This window comes from Kocuria sp. PD6 (genome assembly GCF_031844145.1).
Lineage (GTDB): Bacteria > Actinomycetota > Actinomycetes > Actinomycetales > Micrococcaceae > Kocuria > Kocuria marina.
On sequence record NZ_JAUZUS010000005.1, the window covers coordinates 204930 to 221991 of the forward strand.

General features: G+C 68.6%; 17 protein-coding genes. 9 read left to right on the forward strand and 8 right to left on the reverse strand.

Going from position 1 to position 17062, the window contains the following annotated elements; all coding sequences use genetic code 11:
- The first annotated feature begins 137 nt into the window (after nucleotides 1-137).
- Together Q9R22_RS06615 and Q9R22_RS06620 are read left to right on the forward strand one after the other, a co-directional pair.
- On the forward strand, nucleotides 138-1598 hold the full coding sequence (locus Q9R22_RS06615) for an amino acid permease (protein ID WP_131332318.1): 1461 nt from the start codon (nucleotides 138-140) through the stop codon (nucleotides 1596-1598).
- A gap of 49 nt (nucleotides 1599-1647) precedes the next feature.
- Complete coding sequence (locus tag Q9R22_RS06620; protein WP_131332319.1) at nucleotides 1648-2523, forward strand: D-hexose-6-phosphate mutarotase; 876 nt, start codon at nucleotides 1648-1650, stop codon at nucleotides 2521-2523.
- Between the two features lie 164 nt (nucleotides 2524-2687).
- Here the strand turns inward: Q9R22_RS06620 and Q9R22_RS06625 are convergent, their stop codons facing one another.
- On the reverse strand, nucleotides 2688-4262 hold the full coding sequence (locus Q9R22_RS06625) for a sodium:alanine symporter family protein (RefSeq protein WP_131332320.1): 1575 nt from the start codon (nucleotides 4260-4262) through the stop codon (nucleotides 2688-2690).
- A gap of 151 nt (nucleotides 4263-4413) precedes the next feature.
- Nucleotides 4414-4809 carry a hypothetical protein gene (locus Q9R22_RS06630; RefSeq protein WP_131332321.1) on the reverse strand — a complete coding sequence of 132 codons (396 nt, stop codon included), beginning with the start codon at nucleotides 4807-4809 and terminating at the stop codon, nucleotides 4414-4416.
- A 206-nt stretch (nucleotides 4810-5015) separates the two neighbouring features.
- Here Q9R22_RS06630 and Q9R22_RS06635 point away from each other — a divergent pair, with 206 nt between their 5' ends.
- The 3 genes from Q9R22_RS06635 (at nucleotide 5016) to Q9R22_RS06645 (ending at nucleotide 8397) form a co-directional block, all read left to right on the forward strand.
- The gene (locus Q9R22_RS06635; protein ID WP_131332322.1) at nucleotides 5016-5792 is read left to right on the forward strand and encodes a type 1 glutamine amidotransferase domain-containing protein; all 777 of its coding nucleotides are present in this window, start codon (nucleotides 5016-5018) and stop codon (nucleotides 5790-5792) included.
- Nucleotides 5793-5886: 94 nt separating this feature from the next.
- Nucleotides 5887-6639, forward strand: coding sequence for an SDR family NAD(P)-dependent oxidoreductase (locus Q9R22_RS06640; protein WP_131332323.1), 753 nt, complete (start codon nucleotides 5887-5889; stop codon nucleotides 6637-6639).
- 171 nt (nucleotides 6640-6810) lie between these two features.
- The gene (locus Q9R22_RS06645; protein WP_131332324.1) at nucleotides 6811-8397 is read left to right on the forward strand and encodes a DEAD/DEAH box helicase; all 1587 of its coding nucleotides are present in this window, start codon (nucleotides 6811-6813) and stop codon (nucleotides 8395-8397) included.
- A 169-nt stretch (nucleotides 8398-8566) separates the two neighbouring features.
- Here the strand turns inward: Q9R22_RS06645 and Q9R22_RS06650 are convergent, their stop codons facing one another.
- Nucleotides 8567-9217 (reverse strand): HAD family phosphatase, encoded by a 651-nt coding sequence (locus Q9R22_RS06650; protein ID WP_131332325.1) that lies wholly within the window; start codon nucleotides 9215-9217, stop codon nucleotides 8567-8569.
- 94 nt (nucleotides 9218-9311) lie between these two features.
- On the reverse strand, nucleotides 9312-9983 hold the full coding sequence (locus Q9R22_RS06655) for an HAD family phosphatase (protein ID WP_131332326.1): 672 nt from the start codon (nucleotides 9981-9983) through the stop codon (nucleotides 9312-9314).
- Nucleotides 9984-10035: 52 nt separating this feature from the next.
- Between Q9R22_RS06655 and Q9R22_RS06660 the strand changes: the two genes are divergently transcribed.
- From Q9R22_RS06660 to Q9R22_RS06670, 3 genes are read left to right on the forward strand one after another with little or no spacing between them, the layout of a single operon-like run.
- Nucleotides 10036-10662, forward strand: coding sequence for a hypothetical protein (locus Q9R22_RS06660; protein ID WP_242670581.1), 627 nt, complete (start codon nucleotides 10036-10038; stop codon nucleotides 10660-10662).
- Complete coding sequence (locus tag Q9R22_RS06665) at nucleotides 10659-11210, forward strand: GNAT family N-acetyltransferase (RefSeq protein WP_276401452.1); 552 nt, start codon at nucleotides 10659-10661, stop codon at nucleotides 11208-11210. Before Q9R22_RS06660 ends, Q9R22_RS06665 begins: the two co-directional genes overlap by 4 nt.
- Entirely contained in the window at nucleotides 11207-11803 is a 597-nt protein-coding gene (locus tag Q9R22_RS06670) for a DNA-3-methyladenine glycosylase I (RefSeq protein ID WP_131332327.1), read from the forward strand. Before Q9R22_RS06665 ends, Q9R22_RS06670 begins: the two co-directional genes overlap by 4 nt.
- A gap of 18 nt (nucleotides 11804-11821) precedes the next feature.
- On the opposite strand, the gene Q9R22_RS06675 is transcribed toward Q9R22_RS06670, so the two are convergent.
- The 4 genes from Q9R22_RS06675 to Q9R22_RS06690 all read right to left on the reverse strand — a co-directional run bounded on the left by Q9R22_RS06675 (nucleotide 11822) and on the right by Q9R22_RS06690 (nucleotide 14087).
- On the reverse strand, nucleotides 11822-12055 hold the full coding sequence (locus Q9R22_RS06675; protein ID WP_131332328.1) for a hypothetical protein: 234 nt from the start codon (nucleotides 12053-12055) through the stop codon (nucleotides 11822-11824).
- 150 nt (nucleotides 12056-12205) lie between these two features.
- Nucleotides 12206-12829: a DUF3618 domain-containing protein gene (locus Q9R22_RS06680; protein ID WP_131332329.1), complete on the reverse strand. Its 624-nt coding sequence runs from the start codon at nucleotides 12827-12829 to the stop codon at nucleotides 12206-12208.
- Complete coding sequence (locus Q9R22_RS06685; protein ID WP_131332330.1) at nucleotides 12826-13296, reverse strand: phage holin family protein; 471 nt, start codon at nucleotides 13294-13296, stop codon at nucleotides 12826-12828. The genes Q9R22_RS06680 and Q9R22_RS06685 overlap by 4 nt, the downstream gene beginning before the upstream one ends.
- Entirely contained in the window at nucleotides 13293-14087 is a 795-nt protein-coding gene (locus Q9R22_RS06690) for a hypothetical protein (RefSeq protein ID WP_064846350.1), read from the reverse strand. Before Q9R22_RS06690 ends, Q9R22_RS06685 begins: the two co-directional genes overlap by 4 nt.
- 236 nt (nucleotides 14088-14323) lie before the next feature.
- Here Q9R22_RS06690 and clpB point away from each other — a divergent pair, with 236 nt between their 5' ends.
- Complete coding sequence (clpB, locus tag Q9R22_RS06695) at nucleotides 14324-17014, forward strand: ATP-dependent chaperone ClpB (RefSeq protein ID WP_131332331.1); 2691 nt, start codon at nucleotides 14324-14326, stop codon at nucleotides 17012-17014.
- Nucleotides 17015-17062: the final 48 nt, after the last annotated feature.

A 17062-nucleotide genomic window follows, 5' to 3' on the forward strand; every position in this document is an offset into this window, starting at 1 on the left:
GACGGCGCTGAACAGCGAAGGCCCGAAACGGCAGGTGATCCGCGGATCACATGCCGTTTCGGGCCTCAGCTGTTCCCGACACCCGGGCGCAGGCCCCGCTACAGTTGGGCGCCCGCCCGGGAGTACCCTCTGACTCCATGACGAACAGCTCCACCGCGGTGTCGCCACCGCACACGCACTCCGAGCCCAGCAGGGGCCTGAGCAATCGACACATCCAACTGATCGCGATCGGCGGTGCGATCGGCACCGGGTTGTTCATGGGATCGGGGCGCACCATCTCCCTGGCGGGCCCGGCCGTGGTGTTCATCTACGTGGTGATCGGTTTCTTCCTCTTCTTCATGATGCGCGCCATGGGCGAGCTGTTGCTGTCCAATCTGCGCTACAAGACCTTCGCGGACTTCGCCGCCGATCTGATCGGCCCGTGGGCGGGGTTCTTCGTGGGTTGGTCCTACTGGTTCTGCTGGATCGTCACGGCGATCGCCGAGCTCGTGGCCATCACGGGCTACGTCCAGTTCTGGTGGGCGGCCGTCCCGCTGTGGCTGCCCACCGTCCTCGTGGTCCTCATCGTGTTCCTGCTCAACGCCGTGAGCGTGAAGAACTTCGGGGAGATGGAGTTCTGGTTCGCGCTCATCAAGATCGTGGCCATCCTGGCCCTGATCGTGGTGGGTGCGATCATGGCGCTGACCCACTTCGCATCCCCGGACGGGTACACCGCCCAGCTCGCGAACCTGTGGAACGACGGCGGGTGGTTCCCGAACGGCGCCATGGGCGTGGTCGCGGGGTTCCAGATCGCGGTCTTCGCGTTCGTGGGCATCGAGCTCGTGGGCACCACCGCGGCCGAGGCCCGTGATCCCCGCACGACCCTTCCCCGGGCGATCAACTCCGTCCCGGTGCGCATCCTCATCTTCTACGTGGGATCCCTCCTGGCCATCCTGGTGGTCACCCCGTGGCGCTCGATCAACCCCGAGCAGTCCCCGTTCGTGGCCATGTTCGCGCTGGCCGGGCTCGCGGGCGCCGCGTCCGTGGTGAACTTCGTGGTGCTGACCTCCGCGATGTCCTCGTCCAACTCCGGGGTGTTCTCCACGTCCCGGATGATGTTCGGTCTCTCCGCGGAGGGCAGCGCACCCGGGATCTTCAAGGGGCTCAACCGCGTGGGCGTACCCGTGCGGGCCCTGTACCTCACGGCGGGCATCCTGCTGCTGACCATCCCCGTGCTCTACGCGGGGGACTCGATCATCGAGGCGTTCACGCTGATCACGTCCGTGGCGTCCCTCTTGTTCGTGTTCGTGTGGTCCATGATCCTGATCTCCTACATCCGCTACCGCATGAAGTTCCCCGAGCGCCACGCCACCTCCGAGTACAAGATGCCCGGCGGCGTGGTGATGTGCGCTGTGGTGCTCGCGTTCTTCGTGTTCGTGGCGTGGGCGCTGAGCACGGATCCCCAGACCGCCACGGGGCTGGTCGCGGTGGCCGCGTGGCTCGTGGTGCTGGGAATCTCGTGGGCCTTCGTACGCCGCACGGAGTCCCACCGGCAGACCTTCGAGTGGTTCAAGCAGGAGATGGCCCGCCCCGTGGAGCACGAACACCCGTCCCGATAGAACACGCCTGGCCACTGTTCAGCACGCACCCCATGCTTAAGCTGGGGACATGACTCGACTGCCGGAACCCCTGTCCCTGTCCTGCGCCGACGGCTCGGGATCCGTCCTGAGCTACGGCGCGCACGTGGTGTCGTGGGCACCGGGGGATCACGAGCCCGTGCTGTGGGTCTCCTCCCGCTCCTACAACGAGACGGGCAGAGCGGTCCGCGGCGGTGTCCCCATCTGCTTCCCGTGGTTCGGCCCCGGGCGCACGGGGGACATGGACCCCGCGCACGGGTTCGCGCGGATCACCGAGTGGCAGCTCGCCGAGCAGGGGGAGGACACCGAGGGTCACGCCTACGCCGAGTTCACCCTCACGCCCGCGGACGTGGCCGAGCACCTGCGCAAGACGTTCCCCCACGAGTTCGAGGCCCGGTTCCGGGTCACCGTGGGCGCCCGCTTGCGTATGGCGCTCACCGTGACGAACACCGGCACCGGGACCTTCGACTTCGAGGAGGCGTTGCACAGCTACCTCCACGTGGGCGATTCCCGGCGCGTGAGCGTGACCGGCCTCGACGGTGTCTCCTACTACGACAAGGTGGCCAAGGAGCAGCGGCGCCAGAGCGGGGAACTCGCGATCACGGGCGAGACCGACGCCGTATTTGCCCATCGCGGCGAGGTGCGGGTTTCCGACCCCGAGCTCGGTCGCACCCTCGTGATCACCAAGGAGGGCTCGGACAGCACCGTGGTGTGGAACCCCTGGGCGGACAAGTCCGTGGCCATGGCGGACTTCGCGGACAACGAGTGGCAGCAGATGCTGTGCGTGGAAGCGGGCAACGTGATGGGCTCCCCGGTCCGGCTCGCCGCCGGCGAGTCACACACCCTCGTGCAGAGCATCGAGGTGCAGGAGCTCACGGCACAGGATCCCGCCGCCCACGACGCCTGAGCGGGCACCCGTCGCCCACGACACCTGAGCGCGCTCTCGCCACGCGACGTCGCTGGCGCCCGGCGAGAGCGCCGGGGAGACCGCCGCTCGGCCCGGCCCGCACCCCGCGGGGAACGCCCCGGTGTGGGAATGCCCCGGGGCGAAAGCCCCGGGGTGCGGGACCGTCAGTCGCGCTCGGCTGACGACGCCGCGGCGTCGCCCCCCGGTGCCGCACCGGTAGCGGCCCCGGCGCGCGGGGACTCGGCGGGCGGGGCCACGGGCAGCGTACCCGTCTCCGACAGCGCCGGGTTGGCCGAGGAGAGGTCCACCGTGTGGTGGATCTGGGCGTCCAGGGCACCGGGGTGGGTGCCCATGAACGCGTCGATCTGATCGGTCGTGGCGTTGAACTTGGGATCGTTCTTCAGATACAGGTTGGTCTCCCGGACCACCAGGCCGGAGAGGATGATCAGCCCGATCAGGTTGGGGATGGCCATGAGCCCGTTCATGATGTCCGAGAAGGACCACACGAGCGTGAGCGGGGCGAGGGCGCCCAGGCCGGCCGCGAGGGAGAAGATCACGCGGTACACGATGGCCGCTCGGGCCCCCGCGAGGCGTTCCACGTTGCGCTCGCCGTAATACGCCCACCCCAGGACGGTGGAGTAACCCAGCAGCACCAGGCAGATGGTGACCACGATCCCGCCCCACGAACCGGGCAGGCCCGTGGAGAACGCCACGGAGGTCATGGTCGCGGTGTCCGCGCCGTTCCACACTCCGGTCGTGAGGATCACGAAACCGGTGATGGAGATGACCACCAGGGTGTCCACGAAGGTCTGGGTCATGGACACGAGACCCTGACGCACGGGGTGACTCGTCTGCGCCACGGACGCGGCGATCGAGGCGGTGCCCATGCCGGACTCGTTGGAGAACAGGGAGCGGGCGGCACCCATCTGGATGGCCATGAGCACCGTGGAGCCCACGAAACCGCCGGCGGCAGCCATGGGGGTGAACGCGCCGGTGAAGATGAGGCGCAGCGCCTCGGGGATCCCCTGGAAGTTCACGCCGATGATGTACAGCCCCGAACCGATGTAGAGCACGATCATGAGCGGGACCATGTACGTGGTGACCTTGGCGATCGACTGGATCCCGCCCAGCAGGGCGAGCCCGGTGCCCACGGCCAGGACCACGGCGGTGATCACGGGGGAGACGTTGAAGGTGTGTTCCAGGTTGGACGCGATCGCGTTGCCCTGGGTCATGTTGCCGATCCCGAACGTGGCCACTACACAGCACACCGCGAACATCACGGACAGGAAGCGGCCGAACTTGTTGGGGATGCCGCGGGCCAGATACACCTGCGGTCCGCCGGTGAGCTGACCGGCGGTGTCCCGGGTGCGGAAGCGCACGCCCAGGAAGCACTCCGCGTACTTGGACGCCATGCCGAACAGCGCGGTGATCCACATCCAGAACAGGGCGCCGGGGCCGCCGATGGACATGGCCGCTGCCACACCCACGATGTTGCCCGTCCCCACCGTGGCGGCCAGCGCCGTGGACATCGCTGCGAAGGAGGAGATGTCGCCCTTCTCACCGGTGGCCCGGGAACGGCGCCCGAATCCCAGGCTCATGGCCTTGGTGAAGAGTCGGAACTGGATGCCGCGCAAGCGGAACGTGAGGAAGATCCCCGTTCCCAGCAGCAGGGGGATCAGGAGCCACGGTCCCCAGATCAGGTCACGAACGAAGTCCAGATTGTGTTGGAGGGTTTCCATGGGGGTACGGAGCTTTCCGTGAGCAGCGGTGCGAATTGCTGACTAACGTAGCAGCTCGGCGCGCGTCCCGGGGGCGCGGTCCCGGCAGGGAAGACGACGACGCCGCAGTGGCGGACCACTGCGGCGTCGTCGGGAAAGCGTGGTGCTTGCGCTACTTCTGCAGCACGAGGGCCGCGCCGATGGCGGCCAGGAACGCGTCCTTGGACAGCGTCAGGCCCTGCTCGGACGGGCGGATGCCGTCCTCCTGGGTCATGTCCGAGTTGCGGAAGTACATGCTCAGCAGCCCGGCGCTGAAGGCGAGCAGGCCCGCGCCGGCCAGGCGCTTGGACACGAACGGGGTCAGCAGGGCGGTGCCCAGGGCCAGTTCGGTGCCGGCGATGAACTTGGTGAAGGTCTGGGAGTCCCAGTCCGCGAACTGGGGGACACCGGTGGAGGCGAACTGCTTGAGGCCCTCGGCGGACGCGGCGTCCATGCCGAGCTTGCCGTAGCCGGACTGGAGCAGGAACGCGCCGGGGACACCGCGCAGGATGGCGTTGGAAATGCGCATGACTGAGCCTTTCGTCGGGAAGTGCGGTGGGGCGGAGCAGGGCCCTGGGTACCCACCGGGGATCGCTGTTCATCCTAACAGCGGGCCTTTTCACGGCGGCGGGGTGGGTGCAACATGCCGACAGTGAACGCACGGACGCCGCCCACGGTGCGATGTCTACTGTGGTGCCACGTCGCGCGCACCGCGCGCCCTCGGAAAGGAGAACCATGGACATCGAGACCATGAAGAAGATCCTCCTGGTGCTGACCAGCCAGGACACCCTGGGAGACACGGGGGAGGCCACCGGTTACAACGTGGCCGAGGCGTCCCACCCGTGGAAGGTCTTCCGGGACGCAGGCTATTTCGTGGACTTCGCCTCGATCGCCGGGGGTCAGCCCCCGCGTGACGAGGTCCAGGAGGACGACCCCGTCCAGGTGGAGTTCACGCAGGATGAGACCGTCAAGGCGTCCCTCTACAACACGCCGCGGGTCTCCGTGGTGGACCCCTCCCAGTACGACGCCGTCTACCTCGTGGGCGGGCACGGCACCATGTGGGACTTCACCGGGGACGCGGACCTGCAGAAGCTCATCGCGTCCGTCTACGACTCCGGTGGCGTGGTGGGCGCGGTGTGCCACGGCCCCTCCGGCCTCGTGGACGTGGAGCTCGGTACGGGCGTGGCGTTGCTGTCCGGGCGCAAGGTGGCCGCGTTCACCAATGCGGAAGAGGAAGCCGTGGGCAAGCAGGACGTGGTGCCGTACCTGCTCCAGGACAAGCTGGAGGAACAGGGCGCCACGGTCAAGCTCGCCGACAACTGGGAGGAGAACGTCCAGGTGGACGAGCGCCTCGTCACGGGGCAGAACCCCCAGTCCGCCGCGGGTGTGGCCAAGGAGATGACCAAGCTGCTCACCGAGGTCGTGCGCGAACAGAAGGCGGAGGAGGAAGAGGCCGCCCAGAAGCTGCGTGCGGAGCGGGACGCGGAGAAGGCCGCGGAGGATGACGAGTGACGGCGTCCTGACTCATTGCCGCACGCCCTGGTGGTCGGCGGCGACACGGGTGAGACTGGAAGCGGTCCCCATGGATTCGACGCCAGGAGTTGTCATGCCAGAGTTCACGTCCCGTGTCGCGCTGGTCACCGGCGCCGCCTCCGGTATCGGTGAGGCCATTGCCAAACACCTGGCCCGGCGGGGCGCCAAGGTGGTGGTCACGGACATTGATTCCACCGGGATCGGCGACGTGGTCCAGGCCATCATGGCGGACGGCGGGGACGCCGCCGGGATCCACCAGGACGTCTCCAAGCGCGAGGACGCCGTGGCCGCCGTCGACTTCGCGGTGCAGACCTACGGCGGACTGCACTACGCCGTGAACAATGCCGGCGTGGGCGGGCAGATGGAGGCCCTCGGGGAGACCGATATCGAGGCGTGGGAGCGCACGCTCGCGATCGATCTCACCGGCGTGGCCTACGGGATGCACGCCCAGCTGCCCGTGATCGAACAGCACGGGGGAGGGGCCATCGTGAACATCGGCTCCATCCATTCCACCGTGGCCACCGCCGTGGGCAACAGCGCGTACACCGCGGCCAAGCACGGTCTCGTGGGTCTCACCAAGCAGACGGGCGTGGACTACGCCCGACGCGGCGTACGCGTGAACGCGGTGGGTCCCGCCTACATCGACACCCCGCTGCTCAAGAACCTGCCCCCGCAGACGCTGTCGGAACTGATCGACAAGCACCCCATGGGGCGGCTGGGCACCTCGCAGGAAGTGGCTCAGCTGACCACGTTCCTGCTCTCGGACGGCGCGTCCTTCATCACCGGGGGCTACTTCCTGGTGGACGGCGGGTACACGGCGGTCTGAGTAGCGGCGACACCCGCGGGTCACGGGTGTTCCGGCACGCGTGTAGAATGATCAGGTTCCCCCGTACACATTGCGGGGTAGAGGCGCGCCGGTCCGAGGCGCGCAGTTCGCGACCCAACATGGCGCGTGCGCGCGGAATCGTTTCGCGCGGACCAACCTGAAAGACGTTCTTTGTCTCATTCCTTCGAAGACCTCGGTGTATCCGAGGCGCTTTCCGCTGACCTCGCCCGCGTGGGCATCACGGAAGCTTTCCCCATCCAAGAGAAAACTCTCCCCGATTCGCTGTCCGGGCGTGACGTGCTCGGCCGCGGCCGCACCGGCTCGGGCAAGACGGTCGCGTTCGCGCTGCCGCTCGTGTCCCGGCTCGCGGGACTCGCCCCCGGCTCGTCCCGCGTGGCCCGCCGGGCGAACCGCCCCACCGGCCTGGTGCTGGCTCCCACGCGTGAGCTCGCGACCCAGATCGATCGCACCGTGGCTCCCCTGGCCAAGGCCGCGGGGCTGAACACCACCGTGATCTTCGGCGGTGTCTCCCAGAAGCACCAGGAGAAGGCGCTCGCGGGCGGTGTGGACATCGTCGTGGCCTGCCCGGGCCGGCTCGAGGACCTCATCAAGCAAGGTCTGCTCACGCTCGACGACGTCCGCGTGACCGTCCTGGACGAGGCCGACCACATGGCCGACATGGGCTTCCTGCCCGTGGTCACCCGGATCCTGTCCCGCACCCCCAAGGGCTCCCAGCGGTTGCTGTTCTCCGCGACCCTGGACAACGGCGTGGACATCCTGGTCAAGAAGTTCCTCAAGGACCCGGTGCTGCACTCGGCGGACAACGCCCAGGCCGCGGTGACCACCATGGACCACCACGTCCTGGTCACCGACAGCGATCACAAGCAAGCGCTGATCGAGACCCTCGCGTCGGGCACCGGCCGGCGGATGATGTTCACCCGCACCAAGTACCGCGCCAAGAAGATGGCCAAGAAGCTCAGTCAGGCCGGGATCCCCGCGGTGGACCTGCAGGGTAACCTGTCCCAGGGCGCGCGGGACCGCAATCTCGCCGCGTTCTCCGCGGGTGACGTGCGGGTCCTCGTGGCCACGGACGTGGCCGCGCGCGGTGTCCACGTGGACGACGTCGAACTCGTCGTGCACATCGACCCGCCCGCCGAGCACAAGTCCTACCTGCACCGTTCCGGCCGCACGGCGCGGGCCGGCGCCTCCGGGTCCGTGATCACGATCGCGACCACCGAGGAGCGCTCGGACGTCAACAAGCTCATGAAGAAGGCCGGTGTCACGCCCCGCGTGGACCAGGTCGCACCCGGTTCCGAGGTCGTGAAGGACCTCGTGGGCGAGCGCGCCGAGCGCGTTGCGCCGGGTGCCACCCCGGCCGGCGCGACCGGTGGCTCGCCTTCCGCTTCCCGTTCCGGCGGGGGTGCCTCCGGGTCCCGCCGCGGTGGCCGTGGCGGTTCGGGCCGGGGCCGCGGTCGCGGTTCCGCTCAGGCCGCCGGACGCGGCAACGGTACTCGTTCCGACGACGCCGGTGCCGGGCGCGGTCCCTCGAACGGGCGTTCGCAGGCTCGCTCCAGCGAACGACGCCGCGGTGGCAGCGTCGATGGCGCGGCCTCCGGTAGCGTACGCACCGGCGCGTCCCGCTCCGCCCGCGGCGGTTCCGCCCAGCGCGGCCACGGGGCGGACCGGGTTCCGGACCGCGCCACGGCGGCGGCGCAGCGGCGTCGTGAGAACAACCGGGCGGGTCAGCCCACTCGCTGATCGCTCGGCGAGGGTCGCCGCGAGCGCTGTCCCACCTCGACCCCGGGGTGGAACGGTGCTCGCGGAACTGCGCTTCCCAGTGGAGAACTCCCGGTCCGATGAGTCATCGGACCGGGAGTTCTCTATTGCTGGTTCGGGCCGGGGCGGTTCCGGCATCATGCCCGCGGGCCTACTCCGGAGGAGTGAGCGAGCGCAGGAAGTCCAGGGTGACGTCCTCGTGCGCGTTGACGAACACCCGGTGCGGGCCGTCAGGGACGGGCTTGTCACCCGGGACGACCACCACGGTCATGCCCGCGGCAACCGCACTGCGCACCCCCGGTTCCGAGTCCTCAATGGCCACGCAATTCCGCGGGGCGACCCCGAGCAGTTCGGCACCCGTGAGGTACGGTTCGGGATCCGGCTTGGGACGGGTCACGTCGTCCTGGGAGACGATCCGGGTGAGCACGTCCGGGGCACCAGCGGCGGTGGTCCCCGCGACCGAGCTCAGCGCGTTCGTGACGATCGCCGCCGGGATACCGGCCTCGCTCAGTTCGCTCAACAGCGAGCGCATGCCGGGCAGGAAGGGTACACGGTCGCCCATGCTGTCGATCACGTGCTCGGCGAGTTGCTGCGTGATGTCCTCGACGGAATCGGTGGCCCCGCGTTCCACGAACTTGCGGGCCGCATCCGGCACGGTCCCCCCGAGGGTCGCGTGATCGTCCTCCACGGTCCAGCTCTGGTCGTACCGCTGCGCGACCTTGCGCTTGGCGGCCGCCCACTGGGGCTCCGTGTTCACGAGGGTGCCGTCGTGGTCGAAGAGCACAGCCAGGGGGTAGGACATGGCCACCTTTCGGAAGCATCGGGAGTGAGATATGGGACCCCAGTTTACCGGCGAACCCCGGGGCCGGAGGCGGCGTCGTCGGGATGCCGCCGCGCTATGCAGGGGCCAGGCCGCGCAGGAAGTCCAGGGTGAGCGCCGCGTGATCGGCCACGTGCACGATGCCGGGTCCGGGCAGGACCTGCTGCACCCCCGGGACCACGACCGTGGTGATCCCCGCGGCCACGCCGGACGCCGCGCCGGAGGGCGAATCCTCCACGACCACGCACGCCCCGGGCGCCACGCCCAGACGCCTGGCGGCCTCGAGGTACGCGTCCGGATCCGGTTTGGGCCTGACACCCTGGGCCACCTCCTGGTCCCCGATGATCACCCGGAACAGGTTGTCCGGGGCCAGGGACGCGGTGTAGCGGGCCACCTCGGAGGTCGCGTTCGTGACGATCGCCGCGGGGATCCCGGCACGCTCCAGGTCCTCCAGGAGAGGTACGACCCCGGGAATGAACGTGGGCGGGTTCTCCTCCAACACCGCCTGCAGCACCCCGTAGAACTCGCGGTAGACCTCGTCCAGCGACCCCGGTACGCCCAGCGCGCTCAACCGCTCCACGGTGGTCGCGAGCGGCCTGCCCAGGGTGTCCTGGGTGTCCCGCTCGGTCCACTCACCCCCGTGCGCGGCCACGATCCGCTGTTTGCCCAGTTCCCACAGCGGTTCGGTGTCCACCAGGGTGCCGTCATGGTCGAAGAGGACGGCCTGCGGGAAGTCGTGGGTGCTCATGACCCCACGGTACGTGCCCGCCCCGACACGGACCGCGCCCTACGATGGGCGTATGAGTGCTTCCGATCCCGCGTCCGCCCATCACAGACCGGGATCCGCGCTGTCCGGCGCCTTCCCGGTAATCATGATCGCGGTGGCCGCGGCGTTGGCCCTGTGGGTCGGCTTCGGCCGGGGCGTCGCGGGTCTGCTCGGCTCCCTCACCCCGGTCTACGCGGCGGCGATCGGGCTGCCCATCCTGCTGTTACACGTCATCGCGGCGGCGCTGTTCCGTCGGGACGCACTCAGCTACCCGTCCCACGCCATGAGCCGGCGGGGCATGCTCACCGCGGTGGCCTCATGGGTGATCACGCTGTGCTTCGGGTTCTTCCTCCCGGATTCCACCGCCCACGGTATGCAGTCCCTGTTCACCCATGCGGTCGGCGCCGAGTACGTGGAGTTGAGTTACGGGTTTGTCAACATCTTCGGCGTGCTGTCCGTGGCGCTCGCGGTCGCCCTGGTGCTGCTCGCGCTCACGGATCTGCGCGTCACGGCGCGCCGGCTGCGCGGTGAGCCCCTCACGGAGGACGAGTGCCTGGACCGCCTTGAGGCGCACCCCCGCGGTCTCGACGCTGACTCCGACGCCGCCGGTGCCGGGCCCGCGCCGGCGAGCGCGACGTCGTCGTCCCGGGAACGACTGTGACGGTGCCGCTGCGCACGCCGCGACTCATGCTGCGTGCCTACCGCGCGGACGACGCCGCGTTCGTGCGTGACCTGTATGCGCGCGCCGAGGTGCAGCGCTACATCGGGGACGGCACGCAGCGCGTGAGCTCGGACGGGCAGGCCCGGGAGAAGATCCGGGGCTGGGACCAGGGCTACGCGCACGAGCCGGTGCTCGGTGTGTGGGCCATCGTCGACCCGGTCGACGCCCTCGCGGGGACCCTGCTGCTCAAGCCGATCCCCGATTCCGGCACGAACACCGCGACCGACGTGGAGGTCGGGTGGCACCTGCACCCGCGCGCGTGGGGACGCGGATACGCCACGGAGGCGGCCCGTGCCGTGCTGGCCCACGCCTTCGAGCACGGTCAGGACCGGGTGGTCGCCGTGACGCACCCAGCCAACCGGGCGTCGCAGGCCGTGTGTCATCGCCTGGGCATGACCCACCGCGGTCTCAGCCGAGCGTACTACGACGCCGAGTGCGCACTCTTCGAGCTCCGGGCACCCACCGCGCACGAAGGGGAGGCAGCATGAGTGATCCCGATCTCGTGATCGGTGCGGACGGTCTCGCCCGGCCCAGATGGGCGGCCTCGGACCCGCTGCTCAGGGAGTACTACGACCACGAGTGGGGCGTGCCGGTGCGGGACGAGAACGGGCTGTTCGAGCGCGTGACGCTCGAGGCGTTCCAATCCGGGCTGTCATGGCGCACGGTGCTCGCGAAACGGCCGGCGTTCCGGGAGGTCTTTCACGGCTTCGACCCGGAGGCCGTGGCGGCCATGGACGAACGGGACGTCGAGCGGCTCCTGGGGGACGCGCGGATCATCCGCAACCGGCGCAAGATCGAGGCGACCGTGACGAACGCGCGAGCCACCGTGGCTCTGCGCGAGGACGGCGGTCTGGCGGACCTCGTGTGGTCCTTCATGCCGAGCAGTACCCCGCATCCCGATCGCTTCGCGGACGTCCCGACCACCTCGGATGAGAGCAGGGCCCTGTCCCGCGAACTGAAACGGCGCGGGTTCGTGTTCGTGGGTCCCACGACCATGTACGCACTCATGGAAGCGATCGGGATGGTGGACACCCACTTGGTGGGCAGTCACCGCCGCGGGACCTCCGGGGTCTGGACGTGAGACCGGGTGCCGCGGGCGCTAGCGATCACGACGGCGCAGATAGCTGCGGCCGTCTGAATCCCTGACCATCTCGTAGTCGTCCTGGAGGTCGCGGTACCAGTCCTGGGCCTCGGGGGTCATCTCGGTGTTGCCCCGCAGGTTCATGGAGCTGCGGTTGGCCGGTCCCACGAAGCGCATCACCACCTTGTTGAAACGCTGCAGCCGACTCGGCTTGCGCGGGGTGGTCTCATCGGACGGTGAATCGGTGTCCACGGCGGGTTCCTTCGGAGACTGCAGGTGGGGAGAGAACTCTGGGGAGCGCACGCGCGTCCCACCTCCATTATGCCCGACGCAGGGGTGAGAAAGGCCCGAGGGCCCCTGACCGTTCCCGGTCAGGGGCCCTCGGGTGCGATCACGAGCGGATCAGGCCCGCTGCGTGTCGTCCTTGACGTTTTTGGCGTGCTCCTGCGCGGAGCCCTTGAGCTGGCCGGCTTCCTGCTGACCCTGCTCCTTGACCTCCTGGGCGCCGGACTGCGCGGTCTGCTTGACCGACTCCGCAGCCTCCTTGGCCGGTTTTTTCAGGTCGTCCGCGATCTCCTGCGCGGCTTCCTTGGTGGAATCCATGGCGCTCTGCAGGTGCGGCTGGACGCGGTCGGCGGCCTCGGCCACGAGCTCCTGCTCCTTCTGGCTCGAGGGCAGCAGGGAACCGATCAACCAACCGGCACCGAGGGCGATCAGACCCGCGGCCATGGGGTTGCCACGGGTCTTGGCCCGGGCGGTCGCCGGGGCGCTGCTGATGGCCTCGCCGGCCTGGTCCATGCGGTGGGAGGCCTCGTCACGAAGGTCGCGGCCTGTGTCCCGGGCGTCCTCGGCGGAGCCCATGATGGACTCGCGGACGTCCTGGATCTTGTGGCGGGCCTTGCTCTTCTGACGGTCGACCACCTTTTCCGGGGTGACCTTCTCCGCCACGGCGTCCACGTCCGCATTCAGGCGTGCACGGGTGGCTTCGATGTCGGCGCGGATCTGATCGGGGTTCTGCTGGCTCATCGGGTCTCCTTGGAAGGCTTCACGGTATCCGGAATTTCGCTGACGGTTTCGCGGGTTCGGGACAGCGGGTCCTTGGTTGCCTGGGCCATCTTGCGCTTGCCGCGGTCCAGGTTCTTCTTGCCCACCGCGGCGAGGATCGCGGCGATGATCGCCCAGATGACCGCCACGATCACGGCCGACCAGCCAAGACCCACCAGGTTGCCCAGGGCCCACATGAGGGCCAGGGATAGGAACAGGAGCACGAAGTGGCCGGCCACACCGGCGCCTCCCAACAGTCCCGCGCCCTTACCTGTGACCTTTACGGAGTCCGTGGCCTTCTGGATCGCCACGTTCGCCTCGGCCTTGGCCAGCGCGATCTCCTGCTGGATCAGGGTGGTCAGGTTGGTGCTCAGAGACTTGAACATCTCACCGAGCGACTCGTGCTCCGCCCGCTCTTCGGGTTCCGACGGGGGAATGGGGTGACTCATCGACGCTCACTGCCTTGTCCGGGGTAGGTGGTGCCGGGGACCTGGGTGTCGCCCTGACCGGGGTACGTGGTGCCGGGAACCTGCGCGTCGCGCTGATCCGGGTAGACCGTGCCGGGAACCCGGTCGGTGTAGGTGCGGGTGCCCTCGCCACGGGTGTCGTTGCGGTACGCGTACGTGTCACCCGTGCTGGGGGTGCCGTACGCGGGTGCCTGGGTGCGGGCGACGGTGTCGTGGTGGTCGTTGCCGATCTCGTCGCTGTCCTTGGCGCTGCGCGTGGCGCGCCCGGCGAGCAGACCGATGCCGGCCGCGATGGCCAGGAAGGTCCCGGGACGGCGGGCGGCGAAGCGGCGTACGTCACCGAGTAGCTGCTGCGGGTCCTTGTTCTCCAGCGAGGACGCGAGGGAGTTCACGGTGCCCGAGGCGTTGCCGAGCAGGCCACTGACGTACTCGGTCTCCGGCTTCTTGCCCTGGGAGATGGCGTCCACCTCGTCGCTCACGGAGCGGACGGTCGATGCGAGGCGCTCCTGCTGCGGGCCCACGTAGCCCTGTAGGTCTTCCTTGAGGCGGCCCCACAGGTCGTGCGCCTGGCCCATGGCCTCGTCCTTGGCGGCGACGGCCTGCTCCTTGGCGGTCTCTTTCACGCGGCGGCCGGATCCAGCCGCCTCGTTCTTGAGCTGCTGCGCCTCGACCTTGCCGGATTCCGCGGCGACGTCCTTCTTGGACGGGACCTCGGTGGAACCCTGGGAGTGGGTCTGTTGACCAGCTCGACGCTGATCGTTGTTGTTGCTCATAGTGGCACCTTTCCTACAGCATGTGGTGGATTTAATAAGGCTACATATTATCGGGGGATTGGTATAGAGCATTCGATAATCTATTTCCACCCGAGTGGGCCGAAAATGCGGAGTGGAAAATGAATTGACAAATCATTTCGCGCTGAGCGGAATATCGGGCTTCCCGTATTAGGTTGAGCGTAGTAGACTCAAGTTAACTGAAGTCAACGTCATCACTACTGTCGGAAGGAGCCGCCGTGGACACCAAGTTCACGACCAAGTCCCAAGAAGCCCTGAGCGCTGCAGCGTCGAACGCCGCGACCGCGGGCAACCCCAACATCGAGCCCGCCCACGTCCTCAAGGCGCTCATGGACCAGCGCGACGGCGTGGCCGTCGCCGTCCTACAGGCCACCGGTGCCAACGCGGACGCCGTGTCCATCAAGGCGAGCAACATCATCCACGAGATGCCCAGCGCATCCGGGACCTCTACGGCCCAGCCCCAGCTGAGCCGCACCGCGCTGCAGGCACTGCAGGCTGCGGAGAACTACGCGCGTGAACTCAAGGACGAGTACGTCTCCACCGAGCACCTGCTCTACGGTCTGGCCGCGGGACGCGACAAGACCGCCGAGGCGCTGCAGTCTGCGGGCGTGACCACGGAGGCGCTCGCACAGGCCATCCCGCAGGTGCGCGGTGACCGCCGGGTCACCAGCCCGGACCCGGAGGGGACCTTCCAATCCCTCGAGAAGTTCGGCACGGACCTCACGGCGATCGCCCGCGAGGGGAAGCTCGATCCCGTGATCGGGCGTGACTCGGAGATCCGCCGCGTGGTCCAGGTGCTCTCGCGCCGGACCAAGAACAACCCCGTGCTGATCGGTGAGCCCGGTGTGGGTAAGACCGCCGTGGTCGAGGGCCTCGCCCAGCGCATGGTGGCCGGGGACGTACCCGAGTCGCTGCGCGGCAAGACCTTGATCTCCCTGGACCTGGGGTCCATGGTGGCCGGCGCCAAGTACCGCGGGGAGTTCGAGGAACGCCTCAAGGCCGTCCTGGACGAGATCAAGAAGTCCGAGGGTCAGATCGTCACGTTCATCGACGAGATCCACACGGTCGTGGGCGCGGGTGCGTCCGAGGGGTCCATGGACGCGGGCAACATGCTCAAGCCCATGCTGGCCCGCGGTGAGCTGCGCCTGATCGGTGCCACCACGCTGGACGAGTACCGCGAGAACATCGAGAAGGACGCCGCCCTGGAGCGTCGGTTCCAGCAGGTCTACGTGGGGGAGCCCTCGGTCGAGGACACCGTGGCGATCCTGCGCGGGTTGAAGGAGCGTTACGAGGCGCACCACAAGGTGCAGATCGCGGACTCGGCCCTCGTTGCCGCCGCTCAACTGTCCCAGCGTTACATCCCCAGCCGTCAGCTCCCGGACAAGGCCATCGACCTGATTGACGAGGCCGCGTCCCGGTTGCGCATGGAGATCGATTCCGCCCCGGAGGAGATCGACGAGCTGCGCCGCTCCGTGGACCGCTTGACCATGGAGGAACTGGCCCTGGACGGGGAGACAGACCCCGCGTCCGTCGAACGTCTGGCCGCTCTGCGCCAGGACAAGGCGGACAAGGAGGCCGAGCTGGATGCCCTCAACGCGCGGTGGGAGGCCGAGAAGGCCGGACTCAACCGCGTGGGTGACCTCAAGGCGCAGATCGACGACCTGCGCTCGCAGGCCGAACGCGCCCAGCGCAACGGTGACCTGGGGGAGGCCTCCCGCTTGCTGTACGGCGAGATCCCGGCTCTGCAGAAGGACCTGGACGCCGCACAGGCGCAGGAGGAGGCCGGGGCCCGGCATGACACCATGGTCTCGGAGGAGGTTACCGCGGACGACATCGCCGAGGTGATCTCCGCGTGGACCGGTATCCCCGCGGGCAAGATGCTGCAGGGCGAGTCCGACAAACTGCTGCACATGGAGCAGCTGCTGGGCAAGCGCCTGATCGGGCAGAAGCCGGCCGTGAGTGCGGTCGCGGACGCCGTACGGCGTTCCCGCGCGGGGATCTCGGACCCGGACCGCCCCATCGGCTCGTTCCTGTTCCTGGGTCCCACGGGCGTGGGCAAGACCGAGCTGGCCAAGTCCCTCGCGGACTTCCAGTTCGACGACGAGCGCGCCCTGATCCGCATCGACATGTCCGAGTACTCGGAGAAGCACTCCGTCTCACGCCTGGTCGGTGCCCCTCCGGGGTACGTGGGCTACGACGAGGGCGGGCAGCTGACCGAGGCCGTGCGGCGTCGTCCGTACTCGGTGGTGCTGCTCGACGAGGTCGAGAAGGCCCATCCCGAGGTCTTCGACATCCTGCTGCAGGTCCTGGATGACGGCCGCCTGACCGACGGGCAGGGCCGCACGGTGGACTTCCGCAACGTGATTCTGATCCTGACCTCGAACATGGGCAGCCAGTTCCTGGTGGATCCCACCATGGACGAGGAGGCCAAGAAGAACGCCGTGATGGGCGTGGTCAACGCCTCGTTCAAGCCGGAGTTCCTCAACCGGTTGGACGACATCATCATGTTCGACCCGCTGAGCACCGAGGACCTGGCCAAGATCGTGGACATCCAGGTGGCCCAGCTCGCGCACCGTCTCGAGCAGCGGCGCCTGTCCCTGGAGGTCACGCCCGGGGCTAGCGAGTGGCTGGGCATCACGGGCTACGACCCCGCCTACGGTGCCCGCCCGCTGCGCCGGCTCGTGCAGCGCGAGATCGGTGACCGCTTGGCGCGCGGGCTGCTCTCCGGCGCCATCACGGACGGGGACACCGTGCTCGTGGACGTCAACCCGGACGTCGCCCAGGACGGCCTGACTGTCACCGCTTCGCACGGCGACGACCCGCAGGACGACGACGCCGCGCACGCCCACGACGCCGCGGTGCGGGACAGCGGCGACGACGTCGTGGACGCGGAGATCGTCGACGAGTGACACCCGGCCACCGCGGATGCGTTCGCGGTGACCGAGACCGCCCGAAGA